Annotated in this window: 13 protein-coding genes; 5 read left to right on the top strand and 8 right to left on the bottom strand. The window is 56.4% G+C overall.

Annotated elements, in window-relative coordinates; translation table 11 throughout:
• Positions 1 to 280: 280 nt before the first annotated feature.
• From tcuC to GTU79_RS10940, 5 genes are all read right to left on the bottom strand, one after another.
• Positions 281 to 1,618, bottom strand: coding sequence for an MFS transporter (gene tcuC, locus GTU79_RS10960; protein WP_203521902.1), 1,338 nt, complete (start codon positions 1,616 to 1,618; stop codon positions 281 to 283).
• Between the two features lie 241 nt (positions 1,619 to 1,859).
• Complete coding sequence (locus GTU79_RS10955; RefSeq protein ID WP_203521903.1) at positions 1,860 to 2,048, bottom strand: hypothetical protein; 189 nt, start codon at positions 2,046 to 2,048, stop codon at positions 1,860 to 1,862.
• An 82-nt stretch (positions 2,049 to 2,130) separates the two neighbouring features.
• Positions 2,131 to 2,856 carry a glycosyltransferase family 2 protein gene (locus tag GTU79_RS10950; protein WP_214513927.1) on the bottom strand — a complete coding sequence of 242 codons (726 nt, stop codon included), beginning with the start codon at positions 2,854 to 2,856 and terminating at the stop codon, positions 2,131 to 2,133.
• A gap of 2 nt (positions 2,857 to 2,858) precedes the next feature.
• Positions 2,859 to 4,073: a glycosyltransferase gene (locus GTU79_RS10945; protein ID WP_203521904.1), complete on the bottom strand. Its 1,215-nt coding sequence runs from the start codon at positions 4,071 to 4,073 to the stop codon at positions 2,859 to 2,861.
• A 4-nt stretch (positions 4,074 to 4,077) separates the two neighbouring features.
• Positions 4,078 to 4,653, bottom strand: a complete 576-nt coding sequence (locus GTU79_RS10940) for a DedA family protein (protein WP_132922216.1) — start codon at positions 4,651 to 4,653, stop codon at positions 4,078 to 4,080.
• 786 nt (positions 4,654 to 5,439) lie between these two features.
• On the opposite strand from GTU79_RS10940, the gene GTU79_RS10935 reads away from it, so the two are divergent.
• From GTU79_RS10935 to GTU79_RS10925, 3 genes are all read left to right on the top strand, one after another.
• Complete coding sequence (locus tag GTU79_RS10935) at positions 5,440 to 5,664, top strand: hypothetical protein (RefSeq protein WP_214513926.1); 225 nt, start codon at positions 5,440 to 5,442, stop codon at positions 5,662 to 5,664.
• Between the two features lie 500 nt (positions 5,665 to 6,164).
• Positions 6,165 to 7,001 (top strand): S8 family serine peptidase, encoded by an 837-nt coding sequence (locus GTU79_RS10930; RefSeq protein ID WP_214513925.1) that lies wholly within the window; start codon positions 6,165 to 6,167, stop codon positions 6,999 to 7,001.
• A 191-nt stretch (positions 7,002 to 7,192) separates the two neighbouring features.
• Entirely contained in the window at positions 7,193 to 7,762 is a 570-nt protein-coding gene (locus GTU79_RS10925) for a DJ-1/PfpI family protein (RefSeq protein WP_203521907.1), read from the top strand.
• 197 nt (positions 7,763 to 7,959) lie between these two features.
• On the opposite strand, the gene GTU79_RS10920 is transcribed toward GTU79_RS10925, so the two are convergent.
• Positions 7,960 to 9,048, bottom strand: coding sequence for a serine hydrolase domain-containing protein (locus GTU79_RS10920; protein ID WP_253073535.1), 1,089 nt, complete (start codon positions 9,046 to 9,048; stop codon positions 7,960 to 7,962).
• Between the two features lie 205 nt (positions 9,049 to 9,253).
• Here GTU79_RS10920 and GTU79_RS10915 point away from each other — a divergent pair, with 205 nt between their 5' ends.
• Positions 9,254 to 10,144: an aldo/keto reductase gene (locus GTU79_RS10915; protein ID WP_253073534.1), complete on the top strand. Its 891-nt coding sequence runs from the start codon at positions 9,254 to 9,256 to the stop codon at positions 10,142 to 10,144.
• 30 nt (positions 10,145 to 10,174) lie between these two features.
• Positions 10,175 to 11,500 (top strand): NTP/NDP exchange transporter, encoded by a 1,326-nt coding sequence (locus GTU79_RS10910; protein ID WP_253073533.1) that lies wholly within the window; start codon positions 10,175 to 10,177, stop codon positions 11,498 to 11,500.
• A 47-nt stretch (positions 11,501 to 11,547) separates the two neighbouring features.
• Here the strand turns inward: GTU79_RS10910 and GTU79_RS10905 are convergent, their stop codons facing one another.
• Positions 11,548 to 12,477: a LacI family DNA-binding transcriptional regulator gene (locus GTU79_RS10905; protein WP_214514135.1), complete on the bottom strand. Its 930-nt coding sequence runs from the start codon at positions 12,475 to 12,477 to the stop codon at positions 11,548 to 11,550.
• A complete protein-coding gene (locus GTU79_RS10900; protein ID WP_214513924.1) occupies positions 12,474 to 12,602 on the bottom strand; it encodes a LacI family DNA-binding transcriptional regulator in 129 nt (42 codons plus the stop codon). The genes GTU79_RS10905 and GTU79_RS10900 overlap by 4 nt, the downstream gene beginning before the upstream one ends.
• Positions 12,603 to 12,637 lie beyond the last annotated feature (35 nt).

Genomic DNA, 12,637 nt, shown 5'->3' with positions numbered 1-12,637 from the left:
GGTTTGCCGGAAATAATCACCCCCCGGATGGGGGCTCAGCTTGTTGGCAAAGTACGCAGTCGGGACAGGCTGCCAGATCGTAAACACGCCGTGAACCCTTCCCTGGGGGCTCGATCCGCGCCGTCCCTGGCGCGGACGGTTTACTCTTCTGGCAGCCTGTCCCGCCTTATCGACTCCGAGTATGTTTGACAGTAGTCTGAGCCCCCCGTATGGGGACTGTTGATATTAATCGCCATGTCATGCCCTTGCGGGGCGCTCCGTGGCGAGGCAGCGGATAAAATCAGCCGCCGCTCCCGCTATGCAGCGCATTCACCGCCGGGGCGGCCTGCTCCGCCTGGTACTGTTTCAGCAGGCGGGGAATCATCAGCGCGCCGGCCAATCCGCACAGGGCCGAGAGGGTTAGCCATACCCCCGGCATGGATTTATCCCCGGTGATGTGAATAAGATAGCTGCAAACCGCCGGCGTAAATCCGCCGAACAGGGCCGTCGCCAGGCTGTAAGCCATGGAAAATCCACTGGCGCGCAGCTGTACCGGCATCACCTCGGTCAGATAAACCACCATGGCGCCGTTATAGCCGGCATACATAAACGACAGCCACAGCTCCACTTCCAGCAGATGACCAAACGAGGCATCCTTTACCAGCCAGCGCAGCGACGGCCAGGCGGTAAACACCATCAGCAGGGTAAAGAAAAGCAGCAATGGCCGCCGGCCGACCCGATCGGAGAAAGCGCCCATCACCGGCAGCCAGAAAAGATTGGAAATGCCCACCGCCATGGTGACCAGAAAGCTCTGCCGGTCGCTCATCATGAGCACGGTCTTGCCGAAGGTGGGGGTAAAAGCGGTAATCATATAAAACATTACCGTGGTGGTGACCACAATCAGCATGCCCGCCAGCACCAGCGCCCAGTGACCCGCCACCGAACGCATAATCTCTTTCATGGAGGGGTGATGGGTGCGTTTGCTGAACGCCTCCGTTTCCTCCAGCATGCGCCGGATCCAGAACAGAAACGGCACGATAAGGCAGCCCACCACGAAGGGAATGCGCCAGCCCCATTCCGTTACCTGATCCCTGCTCAGCAGGTGATTAAGCATCAACCCCAGCAGGGCGGCGAAAATCACCGCTACCTGCTGGCTGCCGGACTGCCAGCTGACATAAAATCCCTTGCGGTTTTTTGGCGCGACCTCGGCCAGATAAACCGACACGCCCCCCAGTTCCACCCCCGCTGAAAAGCCCTGCAGCAAACGGCCGAGCAGAATCAGAATCGGCGCGGCGATGCCCAGGGTGGCGTAACCGGGAATGCAGGCGATGGTCAGGGTGCCCAGGGCCATCAGTCCCAGCGTCAGGAGCAGGCCCTTGCGACGCCCGTGATGGTCAATATAGGCTCCAAGCACGATAGCCCCCAGCGGCCGCATCAGAAAGCCGGCGCCAAAGGTCATCAAGGTGAGCATCAGGGAGGCGAAGGGATTTGTCCCGGGAAAAAAAGTCTTGGCGATGGCGGTGGCGTAATAGCCAAACACCATAAAGTCATACATTTCTAGAAAATTGCCGCTGGTGACGCTGAAAATCGTTTTGGCCCCGCGTTGAGGCAACTTGGCCGATGCAGACATTGAATTCATGGTGGTTTCCTTGGAAGGCGCGACCTCGTAGACCGAATCATCAGATAAAATGTGGCACGTTTTTCAGTGTAGTTTACAAATCCCTGACAAAGGCAACAGCATATTGCCTTTGTTGTTACGGGCTGAGAGCTGGCGCACATTTTTATGTCGACGCGCCGATGGAGCGCTATGCCTGATGTCTGGCTGCAATACTGAAATAAAAAAACATTGCCCCACATGCCTAATCCATTACCGCTTATAATCAATTAACATCCCGAGATTTATTGATAAAAGGTTCAAAATGAAAAAAGTCATGCTGTGTCTGGCTATCATGTTGGCTACGCTGCCGGTCGCCACGGCGAGCTTCGCCCAAAACATACATAATGAACGGGTAGTGGTTGCCCATCGGCATCACCATTACGTCAAAAAGCACGTCATAAGAAGGCATCATCCGATTCACCATCGTGTTGCTATCCGCGAGGCCGGGCGCAACCACTAACAGAACGTCCATCGCGGGCAAAGACAACTGTTTGCTAACGAATATCGCGATATTCCGATGTGGCGGGTTTATTGCGGATTGCCTCGGACATAAAATTGATGACATAACGAATGGCGGTAGTGACGAAGCCTTCTTCTTTCAAGCGGCGCGCCGAGGTTTCCATGACCATTTCCAAATCGAATTGCACCCTGCACTCGACGGACAGCCGCCGGGCGATATTGGTATCTTCCCCGTAAAAGGGAATGGACGTATCGAATCCGCCGATACGCAGCAGGGCCTGTTTACTGGCGGCGAAATTACCGCCCACCGCCATATAGCCGGTGAACCAGTAGGTAGGTTTGGCCAGCAGCAGCCAGTAGAGCTTCACCAATAAGCCTTTCACGCCCGGCAGATCGAAATAGCGATACGGGCCGCTGATACAGACCAGATCGCTCCTTTTCTCATAAGCATCCAGCACTTTACCCAGCCAGCCGGACGGCATACGCGTATCGGCGTCGATAAAGGCCAGGATATCCCCCGAGGCCGACTCCAGCCCCTTCTGCCGGGCGCGGGTCAATCCTTTAATGGGCTCGTATACCACGCGTACATTGTCAAATCCGGCCGCAACGGCCGAAGTCCGGTCAGTGCTGGCATTATTGACGACGATAATTTCAAACTCACCGGGTGTTGCGTGCGCCGTCAGCTCCTTCATCGCGCATTGCAGGCAGGTCGCAAGATACAGCTCTTCGTTATAAGCAGGTATTATCAGACTGAGTTTCACGATTACGCTCCTGAGATACGCGACATTTCCTCGGGTACTGCCAGACTGATCCGGGCATAAATCTCTTCCCAGCGGCTTGTCACGGTAGTGATGGAAAATTGTTTAGTCTTTTGGGCGGCATGCTCGCCCATTTGTTTGCGCAACGACGGCGAACGCAGCAGGTGGGTCAGCCTGCGGGCAAAATCTTCACTGTCTCCCGGCTGCGCCAGAAAACCCGACTGCGCGTCAATGTATTCCGGCAAAGCACGCCAGCGCGCCCCCACCACAGGCAAACCGGCGCTCATTGCCTGAATCAATACCATACTTTGTGTTTCAGACGTGCTGGCGATGGCGAAGATATCCGCCGCATGAAAAACGTCGGCCAATGTCGCTTTATCCAGGGTGCCCGGAAATCTGATCCGTTCCCGCACCCCCAAATCCCGCGCCAGCTGTTCAAGGTGATGGCGCGCGGAACCGTGCCCCGCCAGCACCAGCATCACATCGGGCATCTCTATTGCGATAAGGGGCAGAGCGCGAATCAGCACATCGATTTTTTTTTCGTCCGCCAGGCGGCCGGCGTAAACGATGGTTGAATGACTGAAACCGTATGAACGCTTGAGGGCCTCGCGATGGGCATCCGGCATCGGACAAAACCGAGCCGTATCCACCGGGTTGGATATGACACAGTGCGGACGGCGCAGCCCGAACGCGCACATTTCGTCGATGACGGAATGTGAAGGGCCTGTCACCATATCGCAGCGGTTGTAATACCGGGTGACCCCCCGGACGCTGATTTCGCGGAAAAAATTGGCTGAAAAAGGAGTGTATCCGCTGAATTCCCCGATAGCCCAGTGATTGGTCCCTACCACCGGAACATCAAGGCGGCGAGCGGCGCTGAGCGCCTCAAGGCCGGCCCCCAGAAAGGTATGGGTGTGGATGATATCCGGCGAGAAAGACAATAGCTGGCGCCAGCGCCGCCCGGTAGGCACCAGCAGACGGGACTGCCCGGTGGAGCTGGGCACCGGCAGAGAAAACAGCCGCCGGATCTCGACATTGCCCCCGGCGTCCACTTCCCGCTCAGGGACGCCTGCTACGCTAAAATCATGGCGGGTGGCGCGGGGAGCGAAAATAACTACCTGATGGCCGCGTTTGCCGAGCTCCCGGCATCCGGACAACACCGAGTCCTGGATCCCTCCCAGCTCAGGATAAAAACTGTCTGTAAATACAGCGATACGCATGCAATTACCCTCCTGGCAGCACCGAACCGGTGATCCTACGCAGATAAACGACAAGAGTGATGCAGAACACAGCCAGGAACGAACAGGAAAAGATCCACAGCCATAAATCGATACGCTGCCAAGCGGCGCCGGCAAAGAACCCCAGCAATACAAACAAACCGCTCTTGGGTAAGGTCGCCAGCAGGTTAAACCCCAGGAAACGCCAGAGCGGAATTCTCGCCGCGCCCGCGCTCACCAGCACGACAAATCCCGCCGCGTGGGTCAGCTTTGCCGTCACCAGGATACGTCCGGGGTGGGCGCGAAACCGCTCCAGAAGCGGCGCCGGCTGCCAGCGGCCAAAGTCGATACGGCGGCGCCACGGCAAAATCGCGATGCGGCCGCTCATGCCAAGCCCATAGAGAATCAGATCCCCGGCCAGATCCCCCGCCACGGCGATAGCGTAGACGCCGCCGAGATGCAGCAGCCCTTGGGACGCCAGAATCGCGCCAAAGAGCGTCGCCATCGGGCCTTCAATCAGAGCGGCCACGAACAGTGCTGCGTATCCATAGTTGGAAATGGCGGACAACATCCATTCCGGCATAATCCCTCCAATATCCTTGTTATACGCAGGTTGCGAAAGATGCGTTAAAGGCTGGGGTTATTCGCTCAGGCGGCCGACATTCCCCGGATCCAACCTTTTACTGGCATCCTCAAACTCCCTGGTCACGGAACCTGCTCCGCGATATAGATGCTGAAATCATACGTTCGGGATGTGACTAGAATCTTACTGAAAATCTGAATTTGAATATTTGGTATATACGACTTGTGTCTAAAATCAAAAGGAAATATGTGTAACATTATGATAAATAATTTGTTTAAAGATATTGATTCAATCAATGACCCGAATCTCCCGTGCGCTGGTGGGCTTCTCTTTGCAAGCGCATGGCTATTTAATGTCAAACCGCACCGGCGGATAGTGGAACGGAATATGCTTCCGTTTCTTCAAGACGTCGCACAGCCTTCGGTTGCCTTCAGTATAGGCGCCAGAAACACTCCTGCCCATACTATTTCCGCCGATGCCTGGCAAAACCGACTGCCTTTGCCGTCGACTCACCCCCCGTCTGCCAGGGAAGCGCACATACCAGGCCAAAAAGGACATTGCCTGATAATGACAGTAATGATAGTACTATATTGGGGATATTGATTAATTACTGAGCCGCTTTTTACCACGTTTTTCTTTAACCATATTGTGATTTAACGGCGGCATAACATGCTGCTTAAGGCGTTATGCCGGTGTCATTTATTATAAATCGAATGTTAAATCTAACTGGGCGGAATTTAATAATACATAATATTTTCACATACGTAAATCATAAGGAAATAAACCATGAATATATTATTAGATTATTATAATACTTATGGTCCTACAGGAAAAATTTATGTGCGATGCGTAGGCGCGCCATATGATTGCAAAATAGAGTATCATTTATTTCTTGACGGTGAGCCTGTGCAAAGAAAAGAATCACATGGTAATGAATTTATTGCCTTTTATACTCCTCACCGGCTACTTATAAAATTTGTGCCGACGTTTTTTGAGCATAGTAAAAATTAAATTTATATTCCGAGGATATAAACCCTGTTCCGCATGATCAACTGCCGCCCCCAAAATAGACATCAAGCCATTAAAGGGCCCACTCACGTTAGCGGCGGGTCAAGATAATTATCTGATGGTCAAGTTCATCAAGGGCGGCCTAAAAACTTAAAATGAATCGTCAGCTTTAGTGCCTGTTTACTATAACCTTCGCCATGTAATACGTTTTATTTCAAGTTTTGATAAAAGTACTATTGATAAAATTGCAAAATACAGCCCGGAGCTGATAAGCCTACGCTATGTGTATAGAGTCGAACCCAGCATATCAAATAAGCTGTTGCTCGAATTAGCCAATGAATTGCAACGATTGGATTACGTGGAATACTGCGATTTGTTGGGTCAATCGGGGATAGCCCTCTGGAGCTGGAGCAACGGATGATTGAGCCTCGCCTGCCGGTATCCGCCAATACATCCACGCCCAATTTTTACCTCTCCAAGGTTATATCGAAGCAGGGCGCGGCATGAATGTAAGAGCAGTCTGGAACCGCGGCATCAACGGCCAGGGCATTAACGTCCTTATCAGAGACTCCGGCCTGTTCCCAAATCATGAGGATCTAGGACAGATACACGAGAGATCCAGCGGACTGGGTCCCGACCACGGCACGGCGTCGGCGGGTATCGTTATGGCGCGCAATAATGGCATAGGTATGCTGGGAGTGGCCTTCAATGTTAACGCCCGCAGCTATAACAATTTCGAGGTCGGCATGTCTCAAGTCATCATGGATGCGCATCCGGGGAGTGTCCTCACGATGTCTTTAGGCTCCGCTTCGGCAAATATCAGTTTACCCATGCTCCACGATCGGCACCGATGGGACCAGCTTGGAAGATTGGTCAGCGCCGGCGTGGTGGTGGTGATTGGCGCCGGAAACGGCGGGGTGGATTTACGCAATTCTTCATTCCAGGATTACGGTAACAACGGCGTCATCCTCGCAGGCGCATGTCATCCCGCCACCGGCAGAAGGGTGCCGTTTTCCAATTTTAATCTTAGAAATTTTGTCAATTCCTGGGGGACAAATGTTGCCACCTGCGGTTATGGGGATCTCTTCGGCGCCGGTAATGTCAATCGTACCTACACCAATGCTTATAGCGGCACCTCAGCCGCAACTCCGCTTGTTGCCGGCGTGTTGGCCTTGATTCAGTCCCATGCCAGAAGGGTCTACCAGACCATATTTAATAATTGGCAAATGCTGAGCATTATCGAACAAACCGGTTATCGTGAAGGCGTGGTGGATATGATCGGCACCAGGCCGAATGCAGAGGCGGCAATAGCCTTTGTCGACCGATTATTAGAAAGATGAGACCTAGCGGCCTGACCACCCGGTAATGCTGCCCGGAATCAGAAGGCGGCGCGTGGTATTTTAACCGCCCATAGGCTATTTTTAGCAAAGACTGCCTATTCCATAACCGAGTCTGATTACGTCGTTGGCAGCCTGTCTGGCATGGTCTGTACGGCAATGCCCTTCCTGTGCCTATCCAGAGAGCTCTCATCATGACAACGAAAAAAATTTTAATGCTGATCGGCGATTACGTCGAAGATTATGAAACCATGGTGCCTTTCCAGGCGCTGCAGATGGTCGGCCATCGCGTGGATGCCGTCTGTCCCGATAAACGTAAAGGCGATTATGTTTTAACGGCCATTCATGATTTTGACGGCGCGCAGACCTATAGCGAAAAGCCCGGCCATCGTTTTGTGCTTAACGCTGATTTTGCCCAAGCGCGGGCGCAGGACTATGACGCCCTGGTTATCCCCGGCGGACGCGCGCCGGAATATTTGCGTTTGAATCCGGATGTGATAAAGCTGGTGCAGGATTTTGATGCCGCCGGTAAACCCATCGCCGCCGTATGCCATGGACCGCAAATACTGGCGGCGGCCGGTGTATTAAAAGGACGAACCTGCAGCGCCTATCCCGCCTGCGCGCCCGAAGTTCGCTTGAGCGGCGGCCAGTTTGCCGATATCGGCATCGACCAGGCCTATGTGGACGATAATCTGGTCACGGCGCCGGCCTGGCCGGCCCATCCGCAGTGGCTGGCAAAGTTCAATGAACTCCTGAATGCTTGACCGGTGGCCGCAGCGACAGCACCGGCCCGGCGGCCGGGCACGGGTTTGCACGCCCGGCCGCGTCATTCATAAAAGCGTCGGTGGGAACGCTTGAGATTGTTGACAAAGTGCCCGGTGGGGACAGACTGCCGGATAGTAGGGCTATGACAACCCTGCCGTGAATACCTCCCTGTAGGCCGATACGCTAAGCCGCACTGTTATCCGGCCTGCCGCACGGCGCCGATAATCCCGCTTAACAGCTGAGTGAGGCTGTCCCGATGCCCGGTACGGGCGGCGGGGGCTGTGTCGTCAGAGGTCATCACCACGGTCAGAGCCAGGCGCGGCACGATATACAGCATCTGGCCGCCATACCCCCAGGCGTAATGCACCTCCTCGCCGCCAATCTGTGTCTGGAACCAGCCGTAACCGTAGCCATCGCCGGTATGAGGCGATTGGGTGCGGGAGTGCCAAGACGCGTCAATCCATGCCTGTGATATCAGCCGCTTGCCTGAAGCCGCTACTCCGCCGTTACGGTAAAGCTCGCCAAAAGCCAGCAGCGAACGCGGGCTCATCGCCATTTCGTTGCCCCCCAGATATATTCCCTGCGGATCGCGTTTCCAGCCGGCAATGGCGAAACCGTCCTGCGGCCCGAGCCACTCGCGCGCCAATTGCAGCGTAGGGCGGCCGGTTCGCCGGGTAAGGATAGCCGACAGCAAATGGGTGGAGCCGGTGGAATAGATCATGCCTGCGCCGGGGGAGTCTGCGAAAGGCCGGGCCAGCGCCGCCCGGACCCAGTTCCGGCTGTGGGCCCAGGCTCCGTAGCCGGGACCGGAGGTGGAGGCCAGCCCGGCCTGCATGGACAGTAGATTGCCGATGGTTATCCGGCGCAGGCGGGGGTCGGGTCTGGCGGGAAGCTGGTCCGCCAGAAGCGGCGCCGCCACCTGATTGGGGCCGGTGAGAAAATCTTTATCGATGGCAATACCCACCAGGGCCGATATCACCGATTTCGATGCTGACTTGATATCGGTGGGCGCGGTGGTTGAATGGCCGCGATAGCCGCGCTCGGCAACAACATCACCTTGCCAGGCGACAAGCACGGTCTCAAGCGGCCGGAGGCCTTGCGCCTCATCGAGCAGCGGCGCTAACGCCGGCACCGGCTTTGCGACGCAAACCGGCGTTGGCAAAAAAAGCAGCATGATGCATAAAACCAGCCCCCGCCTGATGCCTAACCGCCCGCTGGCGGCGGCAATATTGCCGCGGGATTGCCTATGTCCGGCGTTTATATCGTCCGCTATCCGTTCATTCATACAATTTTTTTACTGTCCGCGTCGGTACGATTTGTATGAATTGTATCCTTTGCCGGCGCTGTTTCAATGGCCCCATAGCCTGCTTCGGTAAAAACGGCAGCACATGCGCCGACGTTTTCCTATAGTGGTAAGAGATGCCTGCCGGGGATAATATCCCTCTCATTAAGGCGAATCCCGGTTAACGTTTAACGCAGGGGGTGATGGGATGGTAAGTCTCACAAGACGGCAATTCTGCCTGGCGGGCGCGGCCATAAGCCTGCTGGGCGGGCGGGCGATGGCGCAGCCGGAGAGGTCCGGCGTGCCGCTGCCGGACGGCAGTAAAGCGCCGGCCCTGGGCCAGGGCTCCTGGCATCTGGCCCAGGGCCGCCACCCGGCCGAAGAGGAGGAGAATGCCCTGCGAACCGGCATCGCACTGGGTATGACGCTCCTTGATACCGCCGAGATGTATGGTAACGGCAGCGCCGAGCGGCTGATCGGACGCGTCATCGCCGGGCAGCGCGACAAGGTATTTCTGGTATCCAAAGTCCTGCCCTACCACGCCACGACCGCCGACGGGATCCGACAGGCTTGCCAGGCAAGTCTCGCCCGGCTGGGCACGCATTATCTGGACCTTTACCTGCTCCATTGGCGCGGCGGCGTGTCGGATCTCGGCGTGGTGGTCAATACCTTCGAAAGCCTGCGCTCGGAGGGACGCATCCGGCACTGGGGGGTGTCGAACTTTGACGTTGGGGATATGGAAGACCTGTTCCGCGTTCCCGGCGGCAATGCCTGCGCCACCAACCAGGTGCTTTATAACCTTACGCAAAAAGGCATCGAAGAGGATCTGCTTCCCTGGTGCGTACAGCACAAAATGCCGATTATGGCCTATTCGCCCCTCGGCATGACCGGCGGACTCCTGGGCAATACCACCCTCAGGCAGGTCGCCGCCAGGCACCAGGTAGGCCCGGGCGCGGTGGCCCTCGCCTGGACGATGCGCAGCGGGCATGTCATTCCAATTCCTGAATCCGGTTCGCCGGATCATGTGAAAGAAAATGCCTTGGCGCTGTCGCTGCGGCTGACGGAACAGGATGTTAACGAACTGGCACAGGCTTTTTGACCAAAGGCTAAACAGAGGGTAAATAGCATAATGCCTTTTAAAACCAGGGTATCCGGCCTGTTGAATCGGCTCGTTTCGCAACCACGGCGCTTGATCAACGTCCGCCCGGCGGAGATGCGCATGCTGGCCTGGTCCTGGCTCTATATTTTCGCCCTGTTCCTGGCCTACTATGTGCTGCGTCCAATCCGGGATGAACTCGGCGTTGCCGGCGGCGTGCGGAATCTGCCCTGGCTTTTCACCGGCACGCTGCTGGCCATGCTGGTGACGAACCCCGCCTTCGCCTTCGCGGTCCGGCGCTGGCCGCGCGAGAAATTCATCGCCATGACCTACCGCTTCTTTATGCTGAATCTCGTGGTTTTCATGCTGTTGCTGGCCCTGGCCACGCCGGCGCAACATGTCTGGATCGGACGGATATTCTTCATCTGGGTATCCGTATTCAACCTGTTTGTGGTGTCGGTGTTTTGGTCCTTCATCGTGGATGTGTTTGACGCGGAGCAAGGCAAGCGGCTGTTCGGTTTCCTGGCCGGGGGGGCCACGCTCGGGGGCATCGCGGGCTCGGCCCTGACGTCCGGCTTTGTGGAGAAGCTGGGACAAAGCGCCCTGCTGTTCGCCTCGCTGGTGCTTCTCGAGGTGGCGGTATTCGCCTCAAGGCGTTTGTCGCGGCTAAACGATGCCTTCAGGCGGCCGCTGCCCGGCGACGATTCCGGCAAACCCGTGGGCGGCGGCATCTTTACGGGGATGACGCACACTTTCCGTTCGCCCTATCTACTGGGTATCGCTTTTTTCATTCTTTTTTACTCCACCACCTCTACCATCCTGTATTTTCAGCAGGCGGCCATCGCCGCAGCGCATTTTGCCGATCGCGGGGCGCGTACGGCCTTCTTTGCCGATATCGATTTCTGGGTGAACGTGGTCACGCTGGTATTTCAGCTTTTTATTACCGGACGATTGATGAAATGGGCCGGGGTTGCGGTGACACTGTGCGCGCTGCCGCTTTTCAGCGTGGCGGGATTTACCGTGCTATCGGCCTCCCCCGCCGTCGGCGTATTCGTGGCGGTACAGGTGGCGCGGCGGGTGAGCAACTTTGCCCTGGCCCGCCCGGCCAGGGAAGTTCTGTTCACTTCCGTGCCCAAGGAAGATCGCTACAAGACAAAAAACTTTATCGATACCGTTGTCTATCGCAGCGGCGATCAGCTGGCCGGCTGGTCCTATGCCGGGCTGCTTGCCCTGGGACTCAGCATCACCGGCATTGCCATCCTGGCCATACCCCTTTCCGCCCTGTGGCTGGCGTTGAGTTTCTGGCTGGGCCGCAGGCAGGAAGATTTGGAGCGCGTCCGCAGCGGGGAAATCAGTTAGAGGAATTCAAACGCGCCATCAGCGATCCGCTTTATCGCGCCGGGCCTTTACTCGTCCGGGGTATTGCGCGCAGGCGCCACCGGGCCGCAGCTGCCCCGGTTTTCAAACCAGGTGGGTAACAGGACTTCTTCAGATTCATGGGGGCTGTCCAATTGCCCCAATAAGAGCTGAGCCGCGCGTTTGCCCAATAAAATATTGTCCCGCATGACCGTGGCGATGGGCGGGGAAAACAGGCGGCTGAGCGCAACGTCATCGCAGCAAACCAATGAAAAGTCACGGCCAAGGGTCAGCTTGCGTTGCGAAATGATCTTTAACGCGCCTTCCAGCAGTTGGTTGCCGCCTAAAATCACCGCCGTGGGCGGCCACGGTAATGCCAATAATCGCGCCATGGCCCGCTCGCCGTGGCCAATGGACAGAATGCCGGTTTCAATCAGGTAATCGGGGGCCGCGTCGCACGCCAGGTACGCATCGCGCACGGCGCGGATACGTTCCCGTGTCGGCCGGACATCCCGTCCGACGATAAGCCCGATACGCCGGTGACCCTGCTGCAGCAACGCCCTGGCGGCAGCCCCCACGCCAAGATAATGATCCGAGAGCACCCTGTTCGCGTTAACGTCATCCGGTAGCGTGCGGTCAATTACCACCAACGGCATGGCGCTTTTGCGCAGGGCATGCAGCGTTGCCGCATCATTTTCCAGCGACGGCAGCAAAATCAGGCCGTCCACCTGCCGCTGCTGCAATACGTCTATATGCTCCGCGTCCATTTCCGGCATACCGCCGGAGTTGGTCAGCAACAGCGAGTACCCCGCAGCCGCCAGCACGCTTTCCGCGCCGCTAACGATGGACGCCAGCAGCGGATTGGTAATGTCCGAGCAGACAAATCCAATCGACTTGGTCGAACGGCGCCGCAGGCTTTGCGCCAGGACATTCGGCGTATAGTTTAATTGTTCCGCCGCCTGCAAAACCCGTTCTGTCATTTTTTTACTGACCCCGGTTGCCCGGAAAGCACCCTGGAAACGGAGGCAATACCCACCCCTGCCAGTTCAGCAACTTGACGGATCCCGGCGCGTTCATTGACCGGTATCTCATTTTTTGAACTCATATGCCTCCTCTGGCCGTAGAAACTTGACAGTATTT

The sequence above is a fragment of the Sodalis ligni genome (genome assembly GCF_016865525.2).
Classification (GTDB): Bacteria; Pseudomonadota; Gammaproteobacteria; order Enterobacterales; family Enterobacteriaceae; genus Acerihabitans; species Acerihabitans ligni.
Note: the sequence above shows the minus strand (reverse complement) of the source record. Positions and strands in the feature narration are given on the sequence as shown.